This is a genomic window from Pseudomonas sp. AN-B15 (genome assembly GCF_019056475.1).
Taxonomy (GTDB): Bacteria; Pseudomonadota; Gammaproteobacteria; order Pseudomonadales; family Pseudomonadaceae; genus Aquipseudomonas; species Aquipseudomonas parakoreensis.
The window spans coordinates 6,056,903-6,079,507 of record NZ_CP049737.1; the positions used below are offsets into that span (position 1 = coordinate 6,056,903).

Genomic DNA, 22,605 nt, shown 5'->3' on the forward strand with positions numbered 1-22,605 from the left:
GACTGCGCAGCAGTCGCAAACCCAGCCAACAGGGTGCGTCAGTTATATCGAGGTCTCGGGTTTTGGGGCCGCTGCGCAGCCCATCGGGGATAAATCCCCTCACCACAACAGCCCCTCCACTCAAGCCCTTCTACTCAAGCACATCTACTCAAGCCTTAGGCTTGGCTTTCCTCGGCTTCAAATACTTCATCAACCCCTGAAACCACATCACCAGCGCCGGATTCCCCTTCAGCTGGATCGACTTGTCCTGAATCCCCTGCATGAACGCCAGCTGCTTGTTCTTCGCCTGCATCGTGGCAAAGGCATAACCCGCATCCTTGAACGCAATCGCAAACGCCGGCTCCGCCACCACACCAGACTTGCTGGTAACGCGCTGATTCTTCACCACGAAATGCCGCGCCACTTTCCCGTCCAGCGTCTGCAGCTGAAACACCAGATCCTTGTCACCCAACTGCTGCTGGAACGCAGGATTTGTCCGGCTGGCCTTCCCCATCAACAAACCCATCATCCACAGAAGAAAACGAAATTTCATGCGCACAGCCTCAAAAGGAAAATGAACGGCCGGGGCAGTGTAAGGGATTCGAACGATAACGCCACTATCCGCCGCTATTGGAAGATGATGCAGACCATTTCCCGCACGATGACCGCCAAGTCACACTTCTGCACCCACCGTCCTACACCTGTTGAAACACATCCCTGTAGGAGCTGCCGAAGGCTGCGATCTTTTGATCTTCCAGCCTGCAAACCTATGGGAAATTTCCTGCAAAGCGTGGTGTTGTGCGTGAACTAGGCAGGTTGGAGCATCGTCGATAGCCTGTGTGTGTCTCCGCAAAATCGGTGACTCGGACGTGCAAGTCCAGACTCGTTATGCATTCAGTTATGGCTATTCGCCGGGCGTTTTCCTATGCTCGCGAACTGTTATGGCGGCTGTGTATGGGAGGCCTTCGGGTCTGCCGGTTTCCGAGTCCGGTCTTGCACACCTATACACAGCTGCCACCCTCTCGAAGCAAGCGAAACGGTGTTGGCTCCATAACTCGGAAAATACCTATGATCAAACCAACACCCAATCCCCCCGAAACCCCAGACATATCGCCCTACGAATCACTGGAATCCAAGAAATTCCACGAAGCCGCCGAACGCGCCCTCGACCACCACTTCAAACCACGCACCGAATCCCAACCCAAACGCGAAACCGGCCTCTTCAGCCTCACCCCCGGCACCGATGCCGAAGCCCTGATGGCCAACGCCTCCGAAGACCTCCTGTCCATCAGCGCCATCGCCTGCGACCTCGCCGACGACCTCCACGGCTCCCGCCGCTCGGTTGCACTGGCTCTGAGCAGAATGGCGGATGGGGTGCGATTGATGGTGGAAGGGACGCTCGATCATATTGAAGTGCGGAACCTGGCGGCCAAGTCCTAGCGAGGTTTGTGGATGAAAAAAAAGGGGACGTTAAGTCCCCTTTCTTGAAGACTTCATCTCCACTGACAACCCGTCTCTGGGGAGGCCTCGATGCCGAAGTCTTCATCGAACGAATACTGTTTGCCGGATTTGTAATTCGTGTAACGCATTGAGTTCACCCGAGCGCCTTGCGTTGCAATGACATACTGCCCCGTCACTGCACCGCCTGAAACTTCCACCCAAGTCGTCGTGAATTCGTAGGGACCGTCCTCCGTCATGACGTACTCTTCGGTTCGGTGATGAACCAGAGCAATAGCATTCTTCGACTTGCTATACCTGACACTTGCGCCGCTCCATTTAGCGGCCGCGTCGTAATAGGTTCTGAATTCAAAATTGATATTTTTGCCTTCCAGCGAGCGGAAGCACCTTACCTGTGTAGAAACTTCACTGTGCGCAGCCAGTGGCATTAGAAGAAGCACTGAAATAAACGCAGGCAAACATTTCAAACCGAACATTCCTTTAGCGATTTCATGAGGTATCAGAAAACACATCTACAGCAACTCAACGAGCGTTGATCACGCCTCGGGCACCAAAGCGCGGCGCTCACCCACCCTCGCCGGGATCTTCGAAGCTTTTCCCGCTTCAGACATTCGCGATACGTATTGCTTGTATGCCGCCACCGCCCGCTCTTTATCGTTCACGGCCCAATAACTGTCAGCGAGATTCAGGTAAGCAACCGTCCTGTTTGGGTGATTGGCAATTACTGCATTGAGCAACTCAATCGACTCAACGTAGTAACCCGCCTCGCCCAGCAAAAAACCGAGGTCGTTGGACCAACCTGGACGCTGCGGGTAGTAGTACTTTGCGACGATATAGCTATCCGGGGGACAAGTGTCATGCGAGCCGCCGCCCATCAACGCGAAGCTCATCGTATCCTTGAAGGAAACGTCATCACCCTTTCGGTAGGCTGCCAGCGCCATATCCAGCAAATCAGCCGAATCGACGGTCATCAATTTCTTTCTCACGCCCTTAATACTGCCAGTACGAGCAACCTGCAGCTTCTGCAGCGCTTCACGCCCATCGAAAGAAGCGAGAGTGATGGGGCCCAATGTCTGCACCGGCAACTCCACTACGCTGACGAGCGATCGATCACATGAGTCGTTATTCGCCACTTCCAGGAGAGCTTTCAGCTCAAACTGCTTCGAGCTTCTATTGAATGTGAACAACAGGTTGAAGTTGTAAACCGCGTTATCTTCCTCGCTGGTTACCAGCGCTATGTAATCCCCAGCCTCAACGAACGGCTGCTTGACCACAGCTTCCTCAGCCTGCGGATTAATCACGGTCATGACGCCAGGACGACCTTTGAGTACATGGACGCTGAAGACACCCTGAAGAGCAGACGAGTACTGACTCTTGATCAGAGGCAGCGCCTTGGACGTATCAAGCAAGATGTTCTCATCACGTGCCTGTACCGGCGCAATCAACAACCGGTTAGAGGCCTCGTCCGCGTCTCCTGCCAGAACGAATACGTTCTGCCGTGATGCATCGCCCAGCAAACTCGCAGGAATTTCCTTGAGGACTTGCGGGGTAGAAAATGCGTAGGAAGTGGATAAAAGCCCAAGGCTCAACACGATAAAGCGGAAGAACATATTCACTGTTTCAGTCCCTGAATTTCAGATCGCTCAACGACGCGTTGCGAAATCTTCTGCGCTTTGCCGGCGGCACTCATCGCGTCGCGGTACTCGCGGTAATACCGCTGCGCTTCCTCTTGCCGATCAAGTCGCCACAGCGAATCAGCCATGTTCAGCATCAGCACTGTGCGTTTGCCGACAGCTTCAACGCCTCGATAAAACTTCATTGCCAACTCATCGTTGCCGCCCTCGGCCAGATAAAAACCGAGGTCGTTGTAGGCCTGAACATTTTGCGCCGGGGGATGACACGCCATATAGGATTCCGGGCTTAAAAAGCTCAGGCTCCATTCGATGGACTCTGCTCGGGACTGCGCAGGCTTAATACTCGAAGAATTTTTCAGAAGGTACTTTGGTGGCTTAGTCTCCAAGACAGGGTTGAGTACCCCGCCCTCTTCAGAAACCCATTGATTACCTACCCATTTACCCTCACAAAACCGTTCGTAAGTCTCAGCAAGTACGCAACCGGTTTCCATCGAGATCACATCGCAATGTCCCTGTGATGTCGCTATTTCCTCGCCGTTCTCACCTATGACAACGCCGTACTCCACCGCAGTCGCCAGTAGAAATCTTTGGTCAGGGCTGAGCCAGTCAGGATAAGCCTGCGCAGCAATGCCGGCATGGAACAAGGGGAACGTTTGTCCATTCGCGGTGAACCAGGCGGTCGTAGATTCCACGACGGGCGATGTCCATTTTTTTGCTTGGAACGTAACGGTGTTTCCGGCGACTCCCACTATTGGCGGGTCAACGGCAAAGACATTGGCAGCGCTGAACAAACTGCCGATCATCAACACCCACTTAAGGCTGGCCATAGCTAATCCTTTTCGCCGTTAGCCGGCCTTTTGTTTTGTCAGGCACTTTGCATAGCCGTCCGCAAACTTGGCATCGAATGACAACGCCACCGGTTCATCCAACTCGGCCGAGGTGTTGAGCAATTCGTGGGTAGTCGGGGTGTATTTGATCCAGCCAATCGTGCCGGTGCCGTCGGTGTCGTAAAACAGCTGAGCGCGCACTACTTCACCGTCATCCTCATCAATCAGCAAATTGACCTTGTCCTTGCCGACATAACGAAACGGAAAATCGCTGCTCCTGACAAGCTCAGTAAGGTAGCCGTAGCAACTCCCTTCGCTGGCAGTCGCGGGCAGTGAATGAGGTAATAGCGAAAGCGCAATCAGCACGGGCCAAATGAAAAACCGGTTCATCCACTCACTCCTCATCCATCGGCGACGATTCAACATCGGTCATGCTCAGCAGTCGAAATTCATTGTTCACAAACTCGTAGTAACGATCCCGGTTACCACTTTCCAAAGCATTCCCCTGCGCATCTTCTTCACCGTCGAGCGTGATGCCGGAGACGAAGATCAAACGACTATCTGGCTGGTAAACCATGCCAAAAGTGCTGCCGTCGTAAGCATTGGGCAGACCTCCAACCATTTCACCAGTCTGGGCGTCCAGCACTTGGCCGCAAATGGCGCTGCCGCCACAACTTAGTCTGTGCAGGATGTAATGGCCGGCGAAGTTGACCTTGCCTTGCAGGGCTTGCACCCGTGCCTGATCCATCATTGGGCTGCTGTTCTTTTGCGGCACCAGTTTATGGTTGGGGCCGGTGAAAACTGGCGTGACGGTGTAATCCTTGAAGGCTGGATCTGCAGCGAAGGCCATGGACTCTGCAGCCAATATCAAGCTGCCGAGAAGAACCGAAAATCCTTTCACGTAGTAACTCCGTAAATGCAGTGGGGACTGTCGGCTTACTCAGCCTGCCCTTCATAACGCTGTGTCTGCGGGTTGAATTGCCACAGATGTGGCCGGGTCATGCCCTCTTCGCCCTTGTAGCGAATCCGCCCTCGCTTGTCCCTAATGTAGGAGTAGATCTCGATGTCCTTGAATTCACCGCCACCTTTAGGCGGACCGTCCAGAACTTTGACCCCGGCGAAGTAATCGCCACCCGAATACTTCAAGTAACCACGGCACTTGATCAGGAAGGCGAATGTGCTGTCCATCGAAGAACCAATGCCTACGCGGGAATTGAAGATGAAGTCTTCGATACCATCGCCGTTTAGGTCGCCACGGAAGACTACGTGGCCTGGCTCGATAGAGAATTCTTTTCCATCGAGACTGGAAAGTATGTCTTCCTGATCTCCGCTGCTCTCCGGCCATTGAGATAAGAAATATTTAGAGTCAGTTTCCTGATTGCAGACACCTGCCGCCATAACGGCTATCGGCAACCAGCTCATGAATAACACCAGCAGTCGTTTCACTTCACATCCTTCGAATTCATCAATTCCAGTTCACCATCCCGATACAACACCTCACACCCCATCCACGCCGGATCCACCTGCGGCATCACCGCCGACGGCTTGCGCAATTCCCGCAACAACGTCGAGCCATGGGACAGCCGCCCACCCATCCGCGCAATCACCGCTCGTGCTGCTTGATAGTGCGCATGCCGCCCCGGATCGAGGGTGTCTTCGAGCAGGATGTCCTCGCCGAGAATGCCTTGCACTTGTCCCGGATAAATCATGAACCCGGTGGCCTGCTCCGCACCTTCGCGACCGTCCTGCCAGAAGCTGCCATCGCGAGTGCGTACGTCCGGATGCGGCGCGAACCAATGCTCGCGATCCGCCATGGGCATGGCGTGGTGCAGACGGAAGAAGATGCGCATCAGGTTGTCGCGGTACCACTCGCGTACTTGCAGGTAGTAACCGCGCAGGCCCGGCAGGCCGGTCGAATGCGCGAGGCGGATCAGTCCGGACCATTGCGGGAATGGCTGTAGCGGCAGCTCGCTCGACGCAGGTCGAGGGGTGGCCGGGTCCGTTTCCCACGGCAGTCGATGAGGACTGTTTTCCAGATTGTCGTACGCGGTCGGCGGGCGGCCCAGCCAATCGCCGCCGCTGCTGGCCAGTGCCGTGGCGATGCACAGATTGCCTTGCACCACGAACACGTAGAACCGGGAGAACCAGTCTGCTAATTGCTGGCCATCGGCAGCTTGGGCGACCAGTTCGGCAAGCTCCCGATCGAAGCGCTGCAAGCCGTTTTCAAGGTTCAGCAAATGGCCGCGAGCCTTGCGTTGCATACGCAAAAACAGCGGCAACGAACGCAGCATTTTGTGTGGTTGCCACGGCAGATGCGGGGTCGCGCCGCCGACTTCACCTGCATAGTTGCTGGCGCTGATGCCCCAGTCGGCCAACCGGGCAAGAAACAGGTCATTGTTGATGTAGGAAGCACCGCCGAACACAGCAGTGAATGGCTCGTTGTCCTGCAACACTCGCGCATCCCAACGCGCCATGATCGCCGGGATACTCGCTGCCGCGCGGCGCTGGGCGTACTCGACCAGCACGCTCGGTTGCGGCGGCAGGATCTCGGCGATGTTGGCGGCGGTCAGGTGCCGGCGCCAGCCGTAGTCACTGATCGGCCGGTATTGCAGCAGCCAGAGTTGCGAGCCGTCCCAGGCCCATTCGACGTCGCCGGGCACGTAGTGGAACACGCGCAACACGTCTTGCAGAAAGCGCCACAGCACGTCTTCGGTCAAGCCGTGGGACGGCGTGAACGTACCGCTGCGCCACGCATCGCCCAGTCGCGAAAGCGTTGCTCGTAAGGGGCTGACGCGTCCATCGGCCAGTGATTCGAGATGACCTTCAACCCATTCCAGTTCTACCGAGAGATGGCGCACGAACGCGATCCCGGAAACTACGGGGGTGATGAAGCGCTGCACGACCACTTCCTCGACACCTTCGGCCGTCAATTCGGCGATGCGTTTCGGCACATTGGCGGTCGGCTCGCGCAGATAGGTGGTGCTCAAACCGGCATTCGCCGAGTCGGCCTGATCCTCGCCATAACTGGAGGAGCGCACCGCCCAGGTCACGTCGGGTTGGGCAGCGAGAAATGCTGGCAGACGCGGATCATTGCAATCGTTGAGCGTCAGCGCCGCCGGCACCGCTTGCCGCGCCAGTTCAGCCAGGCGCAAACGCCCGCCCTTGGTGTGCGCAACAAACCCGCGCTCGCCCGACTCCAGCCATTGCGCGAACTGCGCGGGCGAGTCGATCCACGGGTAATGGCCCCAACCGGGTTTGAGACTGATAGTCAGATCAGCGCGAGCGAGAATCGCCGACCACGCCGCCGCTTGCTCGATGCCGAGCACAGCGTCCTGATCGCCCCAGACCAGCTCGACCGGATCGGTGATCCACTCCAGCAGTGGCAGCGCGGTGTCGGCGCGAATCAGATCCCAGTGCGGCACGAACGCACGACAGCGCGCATAGCCGGCGCCCATGCGCTGGTACTGCTCGGGCGTCCAGGTCTGGTTGGAGAACTTGCGGGCAAACAGCGTGGGTTTGTTCGACAACAGCCAATGAATGGTCTTGCGGATCGGCAGCGGTGACATCAGCGCCGGCAGTCGACGCTGCCACAAAAAAGCGCCCACCGGCGCCAGCAAAACACTGCGAGAAAAGTGCCCGGGCCGACGTTGCAGCGCATGCAGCACCAGCAACGCGTTGACTCCGACGGCCATGATCGCGCTGCCCTTTTGCGTCATCATCAGCAAGGTCTGCGCATAAGCCGCCAGATCCTCGCAGGGCGGCTGCGGGTTGGCGCCGAAACCCGGCAGCTCCAGCGGCACCACCTCGTAACGCTGAAAATGCGGCAGCGCGTCATCCCACCAATCGGCGGCGCTGCCGTTGCCGGCCAACAGGTACATCAGGGGCTTGCTCATGGGCGATCCTCAGGCCAGATCGCGCAGCGCGGCGTCAAGAGTCGGATAGCGGAACGTGTAGCCCGCCTCGCTCAAACGCTGCGGCACCACACGCTGACCGTCGAAGAACAATTGCGCCATCTCCCCCGCCAGCGCACGAACTGGCGCGGCGGGAATGTGGAACCACACCGGACGCTTGAGGACCTTGCCGGCCTGCTCGGCGAACGCTGCCTGACTGACCGTTTCCGGCGCCACCATGTTATAGGTGCCGCGCAGACTGTCGTCGTTGAACGCCCGCGCGATCACCTGAAGCACATCGTCGCGGTGCACCCAGCTCATGATCTGCCGTCCATCGCCCATGCGCCCGCCGAAGCCCAGGCGGAACGGCATTAGCAACGGTGTCAACGCACCACCCGGGCCGAACACCACGCCGAGACGCAGCACCACCTGACGCACGCCAAACTCAGTGGCCGGTTGCGCGGCGGCTTCCCAACGCGCGCAGAGTTCGGCCATGAAACCGTCGCCCTTGCTGGCCTGTTCATCGAGGCTTTCGCTGGCATCACGCACACCGTAGAAACCGATGGCCGAAGCTTGAATCCACAGCGGTGGTTTTTGCTTGGTGTTCTTCAGCCAGATCATCAGGGCTTCGGTGGTGCCGACTCGACTGGCGAGCAGTTGCGCCTGACGCTTGGGACGCCAGCGTGGGCCGGCGACGGGTGCTCCGGCGAGATTGATCACTACGTCGAAGGCTTCGTCGCGGCTGAGTTCGCCGAGCGAATGCATACAGCGGACGCGGCCGTTGAACAAGGTGGCGGCGCTCAACGGATCACGCGTTAGAACGCTAATTGAATGACCGGCGTCGAGTAACTGGAGGACTAAAGCTTCACCTATAAACCCTGTGCCGCCGGTGATCAGTACGCGTTTGAAAGCGCTGCCAACAAACGGGTTGGATGTGCTCGGAGTCTTTACTGAAGGGGATTTTCGGCGGTCATGGCGATATAGCCAAACCAGCGGTGGCAACAACACCAGCAACGCAAAACCGTCGAGCCACAGGTGCGACCAGACCTGCCGTTGCGCTGAAAGCCACATGTCCTGCGGCGCCCATAACAGGATGCCCGCGATCAACCAACCCCAGACTGCCGGGGCTTTCAAGCGATTGCCCAAGTGCACCAGAGCGAGCATGTACAGCGAATAGCTTTGTAGCGTCGCGCCGAAAAGCGCGAGCCACCAGACTTGTTGTTCGTGGCCGGCCGCAGGTACCGCATCGGCGCCCCAGAATGCGAGTTCGAGGGTGTGCAAATAGCCGTCGAGTAAACCGGAGTGACCGGCCCAAGTCAGGGTGAGGCCGGCGAGAATGTGCACGATTGCGGCGGCGTATAGCCAGAGTACTAACGCGGGGCGAAGGGAGATCGAGGGGGCTGGCATTCCGTGTCCTGAGCGCATTCCTTGGGGGTGGGGAGTTTAAAGGAAAAGCGTAGGGTTTCGGGGGTTGTCAGTAGCAGTAGCTGGGTTTGATTGGTGTGGTGGAGTTTTGCTTCAAGTTTTCCAATCCGAAACTCGCGCCTTCACTACCCTTCGCGAGGGCCATTTGGTAACAGGCCATGGCTCGGGATGGATCTTTGGTACCCCATTCACCGCTCGCGAAGGTGGATCCCAACTTGCTGATAGCGTTGGCATTGCCCATTTTCACGGCGCCCATCAGTGCTTGCTCTGCGAGCGCAGGATTTTTGCAGGGACCGTCGGATGTTAGTTCGTTCCCATCGCAGTAAAACTCGGAAAGTCCCATCGCACCGTTCGGCAAAGTAGTGGCCGCTGCTTTGAATAGTGACTCCAAAGTATCCGTCGGCACCTGCGGCGCCATGCCCGAGAGGCTCAAAATAGCGGCTTTATAACTGGCAAGTGGGTCTCCGGAGTGTGCTGCACATAACAAGTTTTCCAGCGTGGCCTCATACAACTCAACGGTGCGAGGCTGGTCTTCCGGTGCACCCAATGCTTCGAACGCCTCGGCACGCTGGAAACAGAGACTTTCTTCCTTGCTCATAGTCGGCGTACTCGCCGCGAGCAGGTCTTTCTCGCGAATAGACCAGTCTTCAACGCCTTCAAGCACCCAGCACGCCTGACGGGAAAAATTGAAGACTTTGACGTTGCTCCAACCGGCGCGTCGATCCACAACAGTTGAGTGGCTGTCGTCGTATTCCCAAATCACAACACCCGGCGTTTTGCGAGATTCAATAGATGCCATCAACGGATAGGCCAATCCGGCGCCCTTCTCGCCCGTGGTCACAGGCTCGAAACGTCCCGGCTCGGCTTTTGGCTTTAACACCATCGACTTGACGGTAAACGCGGTGAGCCGGCGCTGTGCTTCGATATCGGCAGAAAACACTGCCAGGAAGGGTAAGAAATCCTCGGATGGGCAAGCATGACTGGCGCTGACTTTTTCGGATAACTGCGCCGACTGTGCCGGCACAATCTTGTCCAGATACGCCGAGCGCTCGCGGCTCATTCTGGCGATGCACGAGTTAACAGCGAACATATGCGCAGGCATCCCCGTCTCGATCTCGAATGCTTCCAAAGGGCAGTTCGCATCGCGTAATTTCAGCCACGCACGTTGCGACTCTTTGACCTTCGCCGCGTACTCTGCGCCCAACGCCGGATCTGCTCGATAGTCAGACTCAAGCCGCGCCATCAATTGCTTGTAGCTGAGGTTCAACTGCGCATCGGCAGCCTTCTTCGCCGCCTCCGAGCAGGGCACCATTTCCAGGCTTGAGGTGACATGGCTGCAGTCATCCTGCGCGTACACCGCTGAAACTGGCAGCAGCACGGCCAGAAGGGTAAAAACAAAACGTTTCACTGTGTTCTTCCTTGAGTTATTCATGCCTTGCGTTTGGCGAACCGGGTGACGCATTGCTTAGGTATGTTCATTTCCCAGTAGGTGCTGAGCAACGCCTTACGCTTTTTGTCGACACGCAAATTAACGAAACCATCGCCGCAGTCCGGCTGCAACTCTTCGAACGTGCCGGTTTTGACTTGGTAAATGAACACCCGGTAGTAGTCGTAAGAGCCCATGCCGTCATCGAGTTGCCGGATCGCGAAATCCTTGGCGCCGTCGAAATTGAAATCATCGATCTTCACATGTAGTTCGTTTTCAGCTTGAAAATCGATTGTCCGCGACTCGCTATGTGCTTCGCTTTTAACCGCGACGTTCAGCGTGGAGCCTTCGATCACCAGCGTCGCCTCGATGCTTTTGGTTGGGCTGAAGGTAGTGGTATCGGCTAACACCGGCATCGTCCACAGCAAGCCGAGGAGTGATACTGCTAGAGCTTTTGATCTCATGTGTTCTCCCTACTCCCACTTGCATCCGGACTCCAAAGAGGAATCGACGCTGGTGTTATTTCCAAAATAGTAAACCTTGCCGTTGGACTTCTTCGTGTACGTCATCGAGACGATCTGCGTTCCTTGAGTCACGAGCTCGTAGGTCCCAGAAACCTTGCCGCTAATGACTTCAAACCAGCTTCTGGTGCTCTGCCAAGGGGCATCGGCGCCGAGCATTTCGTTCTGGGTATCCGTCAACACAATGGAAATTGGCTCGCTGGACTTGGCGTACTTTACGAAGCCGCCTGACCATTTGCTCGAGGCGTCGTAAAAGGTACGGAATTCGAACTTCACCGGACTGGTTTCAGATAGTTCGAAGCTGAGTGATTCGCGGGTGACTGCGCTGTGGGCGGCGAAAGGAAATAACGCCAAGAAACCAAAATATGACCGTCTCATATTTATCGAAACTCGTTAAACACTGACAACTCGTCAATCAGCAAATACAATACTGCCACCAACGAGCGGGCGGATTTATTCGCAACACAAATAAATCGATAAACTTTTCAATTACCAACAAAACTAATTAATCCGCCCCTTATTATTTATTTAACCACGGCGAGCCACTATCTAGACTCCCCCTCATAAAGCTTGGTTTCTGGATTAAAACGCCAAACATACTCAGAGGTTAGCGGCTTACCATCCTTATGCATAATCTGATCCTGCTTATCTCTTTTATACGAATAGACTTTAATATCTCTGAACTGACTAATCTCAGAATGAGAGTCGAGAACCTTCACATCTGCAAAATATTCACCGCCCACATTTCTCATAAAACCATGGCACTGCACTAAAAACTCGTGAATAAAATCCCCACTAGACCCTCCACTAGAGTACGAGAGAAAAATAGCATCTTTTACACCATCACCATTAATATCTTCAACATTGACAACCTTTCCCTCTTCGAGTGAGAAGCTATCTCCTTCCACCCGAGAAAGAATATCAAATTCACGCTCTCCCTCAGACCATTTGGATAGAAAATATTTCGCGCCCTCTTGTGGAGAACATACGTCTATGGGGGCTGCATTAACAGCAGTAGCAAACAGTGCAAAAACAAATAAAAATTTCACATTAGCTCTCCAAAACGAATGTATTACGACCAGTTCTTACCGCCCCCTGGACTTCACCAGAACCAAAAGCAATAGCCCCCGTTATAGTGTTATTCAGTGCCTCAAGAGCCGTAAATAATCGAGCCGTCAGCGCCGACTCGTGTGCCGCCCCCCAACTGGCAACTGGAAGTTGCCAATTAACTCCATTGGTCGCATTAACCGTGTTCTGCAGAACTGTGCGAACCCTATTATACTGAGGCACACCAACAACATGCGAAGGCCGCCAAACATGCCAACGCAAGAGTATAGCCACTGCTTTTTCAGAAGTATAAACACTTCCTAAAGTACTATTCACAGTCACCCCGCCCACAGTAAAGCTAATCGGATCATTCAATATTTCACTTAGTCGAATTTTCGCCATAGCCCACATTGCCGCCCTGTATGCAGGCATAGTCCGCGCAGCCATACTTAAACGATAAAACCAATGCCATGTCTTCAGATAGTGTGCCTCTTCTTGTGACCCACCCAATTCTGTAAATTCACTATTAGCATGAACCTGCTGCGAAACAACGTAACTATCGTTTGTAAGCTTCACCCAAGCTGCATAGGTCATTAGATCCGTATTATGCAGACCCTGTCCGTTCCAATCTATTGTTGGGTGCAAGCCAAAATCGCCAAAAGCCTTTTTGTAAACTTCAGGGTTTCGGTCCTTTAGATAAGCCATGAATCCAGGGAGCTCACCTTTACCATATGCGTTTGCACCATACAGCCCCATAGTCCAATGACAAGGCCCGCCAGAAACCAAGGCATTATCCCAAGCATTTAAAACATCAAATCGACCAAAGCATTCCGCTTCCGCAACCACCCTAATCGTTCGATATGTTGAAAGTGCTGGAGTATTGAGTTGTGCCGGATTAGCAGGTGAACCAGTTATTTTCTCAACAGACATTTCAGTTTGGGATGACCAACTATGCGCTTTTCCTGCATTCGGCCCGCCATAGGTACCACTTTGATAGTAACCGACCGCATGATATTCCGTCTGGGCGCGACCGCCAGGAAAAGTAAAATAACTACTGAAGTCTCTGAATACAACTCTTGGAGCACCTTCAGTAAAACTATCATGAGCCCATATATTACAACCCTTTTGAGCCAACTCGGTCCTATTTCCAGCCGTTATCTTCCAAGCTTCAAAAACAACTGGACACCGATAGTCATTATCGAGCCAATGTTCTATCGCCACTCTGGTCTTTTCATTCACGACACCGCTTACAGGACCAACATACTTTGCAGAGTTAGCTATGGACTGAAGACTATCAACATAATAAGTTACAGGACCTACAGTTGACCCGCTAACAACCGGAGCTTTTCCAGCTTTGGCTACAATACCCGCCGAGCCGTCATAGTAAACATCCAAGTTATTTATCCGCACGGGGGAACCAGCCTGATCTAGCAGCAGCTGCCCCTTTTTTTCAGCTCTAACACATGCAACCTGTGCCATTGAAGCATATATCTGAAATTCTCGAACGGCCCACTCGGTCCTAGTATCAAACTCCCCAGTAGGTTTGCCTAGTACAGAGAAGCCTAGACCAATCAAGTCCTCCTGAAGCTTTCTTACATGCTCTGGCACTGCTAACGCCGCGCTACTCCCCGAAGCTGCACCAGCTGTTTCAGCATTAGTAATAGCAACTGGTGGGTTATCAACACCTCCCCAACGTGGAGGTGTGTTCTGCGCAGGTTTTCCGTCATGATCCTTTTTACGGAGATCAAAATTACCGTAAATCATTGCTCATTCCCTTATGCAATATGCTGTTCTTCGAGACGCTTAATATCGCTCGAAGAAAGATAATCTTTGTCTGCCAACTCACAAGAACGGTGAAAACAACGGGTGGCATGCTTCGTTTTCGGGCCATTTTCACCGTCGATTTTCCCATCATAGAACCCAAGATTTTTAAGGCGGGACTGAAGCCCTTTCACGTCCGAGGCCTCCGACTGAGCTTTCAAGTCCAACTCCCATACCCATGGCTGAGATTCTGCGCCAAATGGATAGAAAGTAAGCTTGCCCTTTTTCGCATCAGGCGGAACTGGCTGATCAACAAACCCTTCACTAGAAGTTGTGCCTTTATAGGTCACTCCATCTACTTCCAGCGTATAGGGCTGTCCAGCAATACCCTTTTTGTCATAGGGACGCTTCATCTGAATACGGAAGCTCTTTTTCTCGGATGCTGGCGGAGGAGGTGGCGGCGCATTCAACAACGCCTGATCCATCAAACTCCCCGCCTTATCCTTATCCGCCGCCCCCGGCAGTACTGGCGGCTTAATCCCGATGCCAGTCCCACTCCCCGGCGACCCACCCGCATTAATCTTCACCACCGGCCCAACCACCGTCACACCACCGCCATCAAGCTTGATAAAGCTCCCGCCCCCGAGGATGGTCAGCTCCGTACCCGCCTCGATAACAATCTTGTCCCCAGCCTTAAGGTGAATCTCTTTGCCCACGCTGGTGAGCTGCGCAGTCCCCAGCTTCACATGCTGGTTCTGCCCAACCGTCAGATGATCATCCAGCTTCGCTTCGATCTTGCGGTCGCTGATGGTGGTGCGGTGCTCTTCGGCCTTGAGCTCGGTGTAGGTGTTCTTCACCACGGTGTCGTGGCGTTCATTCCCTACCCGAATCTTCTGGTCATGCTCGACGTTTTCATCCCAATCCCGCTGCGCGTGGATGAAGATTTGTTCGGCGCCTTTTTTGTCTTCAATGCGCAGTTCGTTGTACCCGCCGCCACCCGGGGAGCTGAGGGTTTTGAACACACTGCGGGTTTTGTTCGCCGGCAGGGCGTACGGCACCGGGTTTTCCTTGTGGTACAGGCAGCCGGTCACCAGCGGTTGGTCGGGGTCGCCTTCGAGGAAGGTGACGAGGACTTCCATGCCGATGCGTGGGATGGAAATGGCGCCGTAGCGGTCGCCGGCCCAGGAGCTGGAGACGCGCAGCCAGCAGCTGGTTTTGTCGTCGGCCAGGCCTTCGCGGTCCCAGTGGAACTGGACTTTGATGCGGCCGTATTGGTCGCAGTGGATTTCTTCGCCTTTGGGGCCGGTGACCATGGCGGTCTGGCTGCCGAGCACGCGCGGTTTCGGGTGTTCGAGGGCCGGGCGGTAGAACACGTCCCACGGGGTGGCGAGGAAGGTGTTGCGGTAGCCCTGATGGAAGTCGTCCTTGTTGTCGGTGGTGTCGCTGGTCACGCCTTCTTCGAGGACTTGCGGTTGTTTGCCTTCGTGGAAGATTTCGGTGAGCAGCCACAGGTCGTTCCACTCGCTGCGCGGGTGGTCGGACATGGCCATGAAGTGGCCGCTGACCAGTTTGGTCTGGTCGCCGCGACCTTCGGCCTGGCGGTAGTCGGCGCGGTGGCGTTCGAGGGCACGCTGGCTGAGGAACTTGCCGCGCGCGCGGTCGATGAAGCGGCCCGGGTAGTCGTAGTCTTCCAGATCCGGTTCAGTGCTCTCGCCATCGGGTTTGTACGCGGCTTCCATTTGCAGACGTGGTTTTTCGAAGTCGTAGTCGCGACGCGTGGTGCGGCTGGTGCGGGTTTCCAGGCGCAGTTTGAAGCCTTTGATCACCGGTTCTTCAGCGACCATGCCACTGCCCTGTATGTAGGCGGTCGGCTGGCCGAGGTCGGGGAACACGGTCTGGTCGTCGCCGAACACCAACAGGTGGGCTTTTTCGCTGTGCTGGAAGTGGTAGTGAATACCCTCCTCTTCGCACAGACGCTGGACGAAGTGCAGATCGGTTTCGTCGTACTGCACGCAGTAGTCGCGATCCGGGCACGGCTGGCTCAGCTGGAAGCTGTAGGCGTTGCCCTTGATCCCGTGTTCGTCGAGGATCAGCGCGATGATTTTCGGCGCCGACATCTGCTGGTAGATGCGCTGGTTGGTGCGGTGATGCAGGTATTGCAGTTGCGGCACCAGCGAGACCTTATAGCGGGTCAGGCGCTTGCCGGCATCGCCCTGGGCGACACGGTAGATCTGGCCGTGAATGCCCGAGCCCTGCGGATCGAATGCGAGAAACGCCTGCTTGTGCAGGAGTTTTTCCAGGTCCAGATCGGGGTTTTCGCTGACCAGTTCGAGGTCGAAACGAAACGGCTGGCTGATGCCTTCGGTGCCGGTGAACGACAGCACTTGCAGGTCGCCCACGTAGTCTTCGACCTTGAGGCTGAAGTGGGTTTCGTTAGCTGGGTTGAACATAAAGCGCTCCCTGTTCGAATGTCGTCCGTTACGCCCGAAGTCGCAACCGTTGCAGCCAGGACGAAGTGGCGCCCAAGGCGTCACGCAATTGGGCAGCAGTGATGGTGCGTTCTGCCGCATTGAAGCTCAGCGCGGTTCGCAGCGCTGGCCAGCCGTGTTTCGGTAAGTTCGCCGGGGCTTGCAGCTCGCGCTCCAGGTGCTCGTCGCGGGCCTGGGTCGAGGGCAAGCGGCGGAACGGGTGTTTGCCGCTCGCCAGTTCATAGATCACGCAGGCCACGCCGTACACGTCCGCGCTGGCCGACAACGGTTGGCCCTCAAGCAGTTCGGGGGCGGCGTAGCCCGGGGTCCAGGCGTTGAACCGCTCGCGGCTCAGGTGCGGCAGGCCGGGCAACACGCCCTCGGCGGCCTGGCCGAGACCGAAGTCGAACAGGCGCAGGCCGTCTTCGCTGAGCATGACATTGCTCGGTTTCATGTCACCGTGCAGCACGCCGCGACGGTGGGCGTAGGCCAGCGTGTCGAGCAGCGGCAGCGCGATGTCGCGCGTTTCTTTCCACGGCAGGCCCAGCGGCCGCTCGCAGAGCAGTTTGTCCAGGGTCAGGCCACGCATGTATTCCATGGTGATGAAGGCCCGCTGGCAGTCGGTGTCGACTTCAAACGTGTGTGCACGCACGACGTTGTCGTGGCGCAGGCGTCGGGTCAGGGCGAACTCGCTGTAAAGCAAGGCACTGGCGTCCGGCGATTCGGCAAATTCTTCGCTGAGGATTTTCAGCGCAATGTAAGGGTCGGGATCGCCGAACTGCTCGTGCAGCAGATCCCGCGCCCGGTAAACAGCGCCCATGCCGCCCGCCCCGAGCAGACGCTCGAGGTGGTAGCGGCCGGCGAGTACGTCCGGCAATGCACCGATGCTGGCCTTGGTCGGCGCCAGCAACGGCTCGGCGTTGTTTGCCTTGGCGAAGGCGAAGTAGGTCAGGTTGCTGGCCTGCTCTTCGCTCATCAGCAAGTCATCGACTGAGGATTCGATTTCAGTCATTGGCGGATCACCACGGCAGTCAGGTTGTCCCGGGCGGCGCCACGCAGGGCGCCGTCGAACAGACGTTCCAGCGCCACATGCGGCGCGCTGAGGCTGAGGGCGTTGCCCAGGGCGTCGCTGCTCAGGCCCTGATACAAACCATCGCTGCACAACAAAAACGCATCGCCCGGATAGACCTCGAGTTCGAGGACATCCAGGGTCAGTTGTTCGGCCGCACCGACGGCTCGGGTCAACGCCTGAGCCGCCGGGTGCGCTGCCGCCTGTTCGACGCTCATCTGTTGCTCGTCGATCAGTTGCTGTTGCAGCGAATGGTCTTTGGACAGCTGATACAGCCGCTGCCCACGCCACAGGTAACAACGGCTGTCGCCGGCCCAGATGCAGGCCGCGCGATTGCCTTCCACCAGCAGCGCCACGACGGTGCTGCCCATGATGCTGTCGTGGCGCCCGGCGGTGACCGTCAACTCCTGCCCCAAACGCCGGTTCAGCCAGTGCAGGCACTGGCGGATGGCTTTGAGGCGTTCGTCGAAGTCCTCGTGTTGCGGCAGTTCAGCCAGGCTGGCAACGATCAACTGGCTGGCGATGTCGCCACCCTGATGACCGCCCATGCCGTCCGCGACCACCCACAGCCCCTGCTGTGGCGAGTCGAGGAAGGCATCCTCGTTGCGCGCCCGCACCTTGCCCGGGTCGGTTCGCGCCGCGCTGCGCCAGGGACTGGCCACCAGCATCAGAGCTGCACCGGCATACGGAAGGTGCGCAGCACGCCCATGTCGAACGGGTTCGGCGTGCGCTGGCTGGTCAGCAGGTAGTTGGCGCGCAGGCCACCCACGTCGGCTTTCAGCACCAGCACGTCGCGACCGGTCAGGTACTCGGTCTGCATCAGGTCAAACAGACGGAACAGCGACCATGGGCCGGAGTTCTTCTCGATACCGATCGGACGCCCCGCCATCTTGTCCATCACCAGGCTGGTGCGACCGTCTTCAGCGTCGGTCGGCCACTTGAACGTCATCGGCAGGATCGGACCGTGGCGGTATTCCATGGTCTTGTCGCCGAACTTGAACTCGGAACGGCTGACGGCCGGATCGAGGGTGTACGGCTCCAGTTTGAACTGCACGGTCGGCTCGGCCGGGTTGATCGAGAAGAAGCTCTGACGAATGGTCAGGGCTGCTGCCATCTGGTCGAGATACATCTTCGAGACCGGCAGGCTGTGACCGTCGACGCTGCGCATCCGGTAGTTGCCCGGATCACCGCTGACGAACGGACGCATGTAGCTGTCGAAGAAGCGGTCGACCGTACCTTGAGCGCGGAAGAACTCGCGGAAGTCGCTGATCGCCACGTCGCTGGTGCTGCTGGCGCTGAACGGATAACGCTTGCTGATGGTTTTGCCATACACGCTGTACAGCTCGTTCTGATAACGGCCGTTCAGGTATTGGTAAGCATCGTTGAGCACCAGGCGCCACGAGTCTTCGGCCAGCACGTTGAACCACACGCTCAGCGGACGCGGCAGGCGACCCGAGGCCGCACGCAGGTTGGTCAGCGCATCACGCTGGCCGCTCATGCGGGTTTTCGCCATTTCGAACGCGGCTTGTTCCGGCGTGCTGGAACGGGCCAGACCGGACAGTTGCAGTTGCAGGTCGTTGAGGGCGCTGATGGCCGGGGTCAGGTCAGCGGCCGGGCCGTTGTTGTCATCGAGCAAACGGTGCAGCGGCTCGAAGCGCCGTTGCAGCGACTTCTTCGCGGTGTCCGGCAGGCTTTTCGCCACGGCCATCGCCGACGCCTTGTCGGCAACCGCCGAGGCCAGTTTACCGACCTTGCCCAGTTTGCCCTTCTGCCCTGCCAGTGCATCGGCAGCATCACCGGCTTCGTCCACCGGATCGGCGGCGGCCGGGAAGCGCGTGTTCTCGCGCACTTCAGTGAGCAATGCCAGCACCGGCGAGTTGGCCGACGTCAGGCCCGCCAGTTGCTCGGCGCCTTCACCGGCGTCGCTGATCGGCGGCAAGGCCACCTGGCCAACGGCTTCGCTCCAGTAGTTGGCGTAGTCGCGGAAATACAGCTGCTCCAGTTCGACCATCAGGCGACGCAAGTCCATGTCGCTGATGCCCGCGCCTTCGCCCAGCACCCAGTTGTCACGCAGGATGTCGGTGACCAGCGCCGAACCCTGCACCGAGAAGTACTGCTGATAACCCTGCTGGGTGTAGAACCCCGGGATCACGTATTCGGTACCGATGAACAGCGAGCCTTGCGGGCCGAGGTGCTGGCTGAAACGGTATTCCGGCAGGTTGCGCGCCTGCTCGCGGAGCATGCGGTAGACCACGGTGGCCAGCGATTCGGCGCGCAGCACCTGACGTGCCTGAGTCACCAGTTGATCGTTCAGCGGGTAGATGAACGGCTGCTTCAGCAGGCGCTCAAGGTGAGTGTTCAGACCGTTCTGCACCGCAGTGTTGCCGGTGTAGCGCTGCGACCAGTCAGTGGCGACCCAGTCCTTGAGCCACGCCGCGTCACGACGGTCTTTCATGTTCAGCATCAGGTACGCACGCAGGCTGTTGAGCAGCTTGTCGCGGTCCTTCATGTTGGCGCGAATCTGCCCTTCGAGCATCGTCGCGACCCGTGGCAGCAATTGCGCTTCGAGCTCATGCTCGTAGGCTTGCTTGACCACCGGATTGACGTCTTCGCCCTGATACAGACCGCCACGCTCGTGGTACGAGACGTCGCCCTTCTTCGGGAACACCTGAGTCGCGGCGTAGCTGGTGTCGAGGGTTTTCAGCACGCCCATCGCGTCATCACGCGGGCTCAGCGCCGAACGTTGCTGAGTCCAGTTCTGCGCCAGCGCGCGCAGGTTTTCCAGACGCTCGTAGTTGGCCGAGAAACCACCGGCCCAGAGCATGCCGAACAGCGCCAGTGCCGCCAGTGCGCCAACGTACAACGCACGCTGGCCCCAATGGATGCGGCTGCGCTCGCGCTTGTCGAGACCAGCCAGATCCGACTCGGGGAAAATCACCCGGCTGAACAGATGATGGATGAAGCGCGAACGGCCACTGCGCAGGGTCGGCAGCACGCCGGCACTCATGCCGAGGCTGGCGCCGATGCCGGCGGTGGTTGCGTCCATTTCCTGGGTCAGGTGCGGCGCACTGGTCAAGTAGAAACCCCGCAGCAGCGACGCGCGCTGGTAGCGGTTGCCAGTGAACGCCATGTCGACGAACAGGCACAGGCGCTCGCCGATCTGCCCCAGTTGATGCGGGAAGTCGAGGATGCGGCCACGGCGCTGGGTATCGCGTTCCGAGTGCATGCGCATGATCACCTGATTGTTCAGGCGCCGCAGCAGCTCTTCGAACTCGCCGCGCAGGACCGCGACGTCGGTGCCGACCTGATCCTTGCGGAAACTGGTGCCCAGCACCTGATCGCTTTCTTCGCGGGTCAGTTGATCGAAGAACTCGTCGAAACCGAGCAGCTTGTCGGCCTTGCTCAGCACCAGATACACCGGCACATCGACGTGCAGTTTCTGATAGACGTCTTGCAGACGACCGCGCACCTGACGCGCCAGGGTGTCGATGTCCTGCTCGCTGCCACCGATCAGGGATTCCACCGGAATGGTCACCAGCACACCGTTCAACGGACGCCCGCGACGACGCTTGCGCAGCAACTCGAGCAAGGTGGTCCAGGCACTGCCGTCGACTTCCGCGTCCGGCTGCGTGGTGTAACGTCCGGCGGTGTCGATCAGCACGCCGTGGTCGGCGAAGTACCAGTCGCAATGACGGGTGCCGAGGGTGTCACGGGTCAGCTTGCGGTCGATCTTGTTGATCGGGAATTCCAGCCCGGAGAAGTCCAGCAGACTGGTCTTGCCGGAAGCCTGCGGACCGATCAGCAGGTACCACGGCAAATCGTTGCGCCAGCGCTCGCTGCGGCCGCGATACAGGCTCGAGGTCTTCAGGGTTTTCAGCGCGTCCTTGAAGCGCGCCTTCAACTCTTTCTGTTCTTCTTCGATCAGCTCGTCACGACGGATGCGATCCTGGCCGTCTTCGGTTTCTTCGATGGCTTTCTTGCGGATGCCCGCGCGCCAGCTGACGAAGACCATGGTCAGGCCCCAGATCAGGAACAGCACGGCGATGGTCAGCAAGCGAGAGGTCGAGCTCTCCCAGAACTTGTAGTCATCCACCGCCAACAACGGGCCGACGAACCACACCAGCAGCGCCACGAACAGCACCAGCAGCAGAGTCCAGACCCAGGTCTGGCGCAGGAAGGCGCCGACTTTCTTGAAAAACTTTTTCATCACACGTCCCTGTTTACGGCTGCGACTGCGGTTGCACCGCGGCCGGATCAAGCGGCTGATAAGGTTGCAGAACGGTGTCGCGCTGCTCGCCCAAGACCCAGGCGAAGCCCGAATACATCACCACCAGACAGACCACCGTGAACAGCACCACCATCCACGCCGGCACGATGCGCACCAGGTTGCGGCGCTGGTCGTTGAGGCCTTCCCAGTGCGGCGACAATTCACGCGGCACGTCGCCACGCAACTGACGGATCTGCCGGTACAGGGCGTCGCGGATGCCTTCAAGCTCAAGCATGCCACGGGCCTGTACGCGGTACTTGCCCTCGAAACCGAGGGACAGGCACAGGTACATCAGCTCGAGCATCGGCAGGTGTTTGACCGGGTTCTTCGACAGCCGGTCGAGCAGCTGGAAGAACTTCTCGCCACCGAAGGTCTCGTTGTGGAAGCTGCTGAGCAGGCTCATCTGTGACCACTCGCTTTCGTTGCCCCACGGCGTGGTCACTACAGCTTCGTCGACCACCGTACAGAGCACGTAACGCGCGGCCATCACCTGGCTGCTTTCGGCGCCGTTGTGCAACGCGCGCACTTCAAACAGCTTGAGCCCGGCGGTCAGGCGCTCGTTGAGCGCGTAGAGGTCTTCGCGGGTTTCGCTGTGCTTGAGGCGCACCACTTCCGAGAGCAGTTCGGACGACGCCGCCACCAGCGAATTGAGGCTGATGTTGAACGCTTCCGCCGGGCGCAGGCGCGCGGCGTAGATCATCCGTTCTTCCAGTTGCTCGAAGCGCGGCGGCGCGGCGAAGTCGGTCAGCGGACTGGCTGCCGGTCCGTGGCCCTGACGATCGAGCAGGACGGTTTTGTCGTCCTGGTTGTAATCCGTTTCCTTGATCATGTCG

The 22,605-nt window shown here is 57.6% G+C and carries 20 protein-coding genes and 1 pseudogene; 1 reads left to right on the forward strand and 20 read right to left on the reverse strand.

The window, feature by feature from the left end; genetic code table 11:
* Positions 1–148 precede the first annotated feature (148 nt).
* Positions 149–532 carry a helicase gene (locus GTQ41_RS27510; RefSeq protein ID WP_003229522.1) on the reverse strand — a complete coding sequence of 128 codons (384 nt, stop codon included), beginning with the start codon at positions 530–532 and terminating at the stop codon, positions 149–151.
* 515 nt (positions 533–1,047) lie between these two features.
* Between GTQ41_RS27510 and GTQ41_RS27515 the strand changes: the two genes are divergently transcribed.
* Positions 1,048–1,419, forward strand: a complete 372-nt coding sequence (locus GTQ41_RS27515) for a DUF6124 family protein (protein WP_027610398.1) — start codon at positions 1,048–1,050, stop codon at positions 1,417–1,419.
* Positions 1,420–1,472: 53 nt separating this feature from the next.
* Here the strand turns inward: GTQ41_RS27515 and GTQ41_RS27520 are convergent, their stop codons facing one another.
* The 19 genes and pseudogenes from GTQ41_RS27520 to icmH form a co-directional block, all read right to left on the reverse strand.
* The gene (locus GTQ41_RS27520; RefSeq protein WP_047297285.1) at positions 1,473–1,913 is read right to left on the reverse strand and encodes a hypothetical protein; all 441 of its coding nucleotides are present in this window, start codon (positions 1,911–1,913) and stop codon (positions 1,473–1,475) included.
* 60 nt (positions 1,914–1,973) lie between these two features.
* A complete protein-coding gene (locus GTQ41_RS27525; protein WP_047297286.1) occupies positions 1,974–3,047 on the reverse strand; it encodes a M48 family metallopeptidase in 1,074 nt (357 codons plus the stop codon).
* Between the two features lie 2 nt (positions 3,048–3,049).
* A complete protein-coding gene (locus tag GTQ41_RS27530) occupies positions 3,050–3,898 on the reverse strand; it encodes a type IV pilus biogenesis/stability protein PilW (protein WP_047297287.1) in 849 nt (282 codons plus the stop codon).
* Between the two features lie 18 nt (positions 3,899–3,916).
* Positions 3,917–4,288, reverse strand: a complete 372-nt coding sequence (locus GTQ41_RS27535; RefSeq protein ID WP_047297288.1) for a hypothetical protein — start codon at positions 4,286–4,288, stop codon at positions 3,917–3,919.
* Positions 4,289–4,292: 4 nt separating this feature from the next.
* Positions 4,293–4,748 (reverse strand): hypothetical protein, encoded by a 456-nt coding sequence (locus tag GTQ41_RS27540; RefSeq protein ID WP_047297289.1) that lies wholly within the window; start codon positions 4,746–4,748, stop codon positions 4,293–4,295.
* 86 nt (positions 4,749–4,834) lie between these two features.
* On the reverse strand, positions 4,835–5,344 hold the full coding sequence (locus tag GTQ41_RS27545; protein WP_230679400.1) for a hypothetical protein: 510 nt from the start codon (positions 5,342–5,344) through the stop codon (positions 4,835–4,837).
* Positions 5,341–7,791, reverse strand: coding sequence for an alpha/beta fold hydrolase (locus GTQ41_RS27550; RefSeq protein WP_047297290.1), 2,451 nt, complete (start codon positions 7,789–7,791; stop codon positions 5,341–5,343). Before GTQ41_RS27550 ends, GTQ41_RS27545 begins: the two co-directional genes overlap by 4 nt.
* Before the next feature lie 9 nt (positions 7,792–7,800).
* Positions 7,801–9,195 carry a TIGR01777 family oxidoreductase gene (locus tag GTQ41_RS27555; protein ID WP_080963322.1) on the reverse strand — a complete coding sequence of 465 codons (1,395 nt, stop codon included), beginning with the start codon at positions 9,193–9,195 and terminating at the stop codon, positions 7,801–7,803.
* 67 nt (positions 9,196–9,262) lie between these two features.
* Positions 9,263–10,621, reverse strand: coding sequence for a lysozyme inhibitor LprI family protein (locus GTQ41_RS27560; RefSeq protein ID WP_047297291.1), 1,359 nt, complete (start codon positions 10,619–10,621; stop codon positions 9,263–9,265).
* A 20-nt stretch (positions 10,622–10,641) separates the two neighbouring features.
* Positions 10,642–11,103, reverse strand: coding sequence for a hypothetical protein (locus GTQ41_RS27565; protein WP_047297292.1), 462 nt, complete (start codon positions 11,101–11,103; stop codon positions 10,642–10,644).
* Between the two features lie 9 nt (positions 11,104–11,112).
* A complete protein-coding gene (locus GTQ41_RS27570; protein ID WP_047297293.1) occupies positions 11,113–11,538 on the reverse strand; it encodes a hypothetical protein in 426 nt (141 codons plus the stop codon).
* Between the two features lie 167 nt (positions 11,539–11,705).
* Positions 11,706–12,209, reverse strand: a complete 504-nt coding sequence (locus tag GTQ41_RS27575; RefSeq protein ID WP_230679401.1) for a hypothetical protein — start codon at positions 12,207–12,209, stop codon at positions 11,706–11,708.
* A 1-nt stretch (position 12,210) separates the two neighbouring features.
* Positions 12,211–13,971, reverse strand: coding sequence for a peptidoglycan-binding protein (locus GTQ41_RS27580; protein ID WP_080963323.1), 1,761 nt, complete (start codon positions 13,969–13,971; stop codon positions 12,211–12,213).
* A gap of 11 nt (positions 13,972–13,982) precedes the next feature.
* On the reverse strand, positions 13,983–14,453 hold the full coding sequence (locus tag GTQ41_RS28850) for a peptidoglycan-binding domain-containing protein (RefSeq protein WP_329957723.1): 471 nt from the start codon (positions 14,451–14,453) through the stop codon (positions 13,983–13,985).
* Positions 14,430–16,418 (reverse strand): annotated as a pseudogene (locus GTQ41_RS27585) (type VI secretion system tip protein VgrG); the annotation flags it as partial. The pseudogene GTQ41_RS27585 and the gene GTQ41_RS28850, both read right to left, overlap by 24 nt.
* Positions 16,419–16,446: 28 nt before the next feature.
* The gene (locus GTQ41_RS27590) at positions 16,447–17,448 is read right to left on the reverse strand and encodes a serine/threonine-protein kinase (RefSeq protein ID WP_047297295.1); all 1,002 of its coding nucleotides are present in this window, start codon (positions 17,446–17,448) and stop codon (positions 16,447–16,449) included.
* Positions 17,445–18,173 (reverse strand): PP2C family serine/threonine-protein phosphatase, encoded by a 729-nt coding sequence (locus tag GTQ41_RS27595; RefSeq protein ID WP_047297296.1) that lies wholly within the window; start codon positions 18,171–18,173, stop codon positions 17,445–17,447. The genes GTQ41_RS27590 and GTQ41_RS27595 overlap by 4 nt, the downstream gene beginning before the upstream one ends.
* On the reverse strand, positions 18,173–21,712 hold the full coding sequence (gene tssM / locus GTQ41_RS27600) for a type VI secretion system membrane subunit TssM (RefSeq protein WP_047297297.1): 3,540 nt from the start codon (positions 21,710–21,712) through the stop codon (positions 18,173–18,175). Before tssM ends, GTQ41_RS27595 begins: the two co-directional genes overlap by 1 nt.
* A 13-nt stretch (positions 21,713–21,725) precedes the next feature.
* The gene (gene icmH, locus GTQ41_RS27605) at positions 21,726–22,601 is read right to left on the reverse strand and encodes a type IVB secretion system protein IcmH/DotU (protein ID WP_047297298.1); all 876 of its coding nucleotides are present in this window, start codon (positions 22,599–22,601) and stop codon (positions 21,726–21,728) included.
* Positions 22,602–22,605 lie beyond the last annotated feature (4 nt).

What these genes read in the sequence shown, in the direction of transcription:
- GTQ41_RS27510 (WP_003229522.1), bottom strand. Translation starts at nt 532, where the DNA reads ATGAAATTTCGTTTTCTTCTGTGGATGATGGGTTTGTTGATGGGGAAG.
- GTQ41_RS27515 (WP_027610398.1), top strand. Translation starts at nt 1,048, where the DNA reads ATGATCAAACCAACACCCAATCCCCCCGAAACCCCAGACATATCGCCC.
- GTQ41_RS27520 (WP_047297285.1), bottom strand. Translation starts at nt 1,913, where the DNA reads ATGTTCGGTTTGAAATGTTTGCCTGCGTTTATTTCAGTGCTTCTTCTA.
- GTQ41_RS27525 (WP_047297286.1), bottom strand. Translation starts at nt 3,047, where the DNA reads ATGTTCTTCCGCTTTATCGTGTTGAGCCTTGGGCTTTTATCCACTTCC.
- GTQ41_RS27530 (WP_047297287.1), bottom strand. Translation starts at nt 3,898, where the DNA reads ATGGCCAGCCTTAAGTGGGTGTTGATGATCGGCAGTTTGTTCAGCGCT.
- GTQ41_RS27535 (WP_047297288.1), bottom strand. Translation starts at nt 4,288, where the DNA reads ATGAACCGGTTTTTCATTTGGCCCGTGCTGATTGCGCTTTCGCTATTA.
- GTQ41_RS27540 (WP_047297289.1), bottom strand. Translation starts at nt 4,748, where the DNA reads ATGGCCTTCGCTGCAGATCCAGCCTTCAAGGATTACACCGTCACGCCA.
- GTQ41_RS27550 (WP_047297290.1), bottom strand. Translation starts at nt 7,791, where the DNA reads ATGAGCAAGCCCCTGATGTACCTGTTGGCCGGCAACGGCAGCGCCGCC.
- GTQ41_RS27555 (WP_080963322.1), bottom strand. Translation starts at nt 9,195, where the DNA reads ATGCCAGCCCCCTCGATCTCCCTTCGCCCCGCGTTAGTACTCTGGCTA.
- GTQ41_RS27565 (WP_047297292.1), bottom strand. Translation starts at nt 11,103, where the DNA reads ATGAGATCAAAAGCTCTAGCAGTATCACTCCTCGGCTTGCTGTGGACG.
- GTQ41_RS27570 (WP_047297293.1), bottom strand. Translation starts at nt 11,538, where the DNA reads ATGAGACGGTCATATTTTGGTTTCTTGGCGTTATTTCCTTTCGCCGCC.
- GTQ41_RS27580 (WP_080963323.1), bottom strand. Translation starts at nt 13,971, where the DNA reads ATGATTTACGGTAATTTTGATCTCCGTAAAAAGGATCATGACGGAAAA.
- GTQ41_RS28850 (WP_329957723.1), bottom strand. Translation starts at nt 14,453, where the DNA reads ATGGATCAGGCGTTGTTGAATGCGCCGCCACCTCCTCCGCCAGCATCC.
- GTQ41_RS27590 (WP_047297295.1), bottom strand. Translation starts at nt 17,448, where the DNA reads ATGACTGAAATCGAATCCTCAGTCGATGACTTGCTGATGAGCGAAGAG.
- GTQ41_RS27595 (WP_047297296.1), bottom strand. Translation starts at nt 18,173, where the DNA reads ATGCTGGTGGCCAGTCCCTGGCGCAGCGCGGCGCGAACCGACCCGGGC.
- tssM (WP_047297297.1), bottom strand. Translation starts at nt 21,712, where the DNA reads ATGAAAAAGTTTTTCAAGAAAGTCGGCGCCTTCCTGCGCCAGACCTGG.
- icmH (WP_047297298.1), bottom strand. Translation starts at nt 22,601, where the DNA reads ATGATCAAGGAAACGGATTACAACCAGGACGACAAAACCGTCCTGCTC.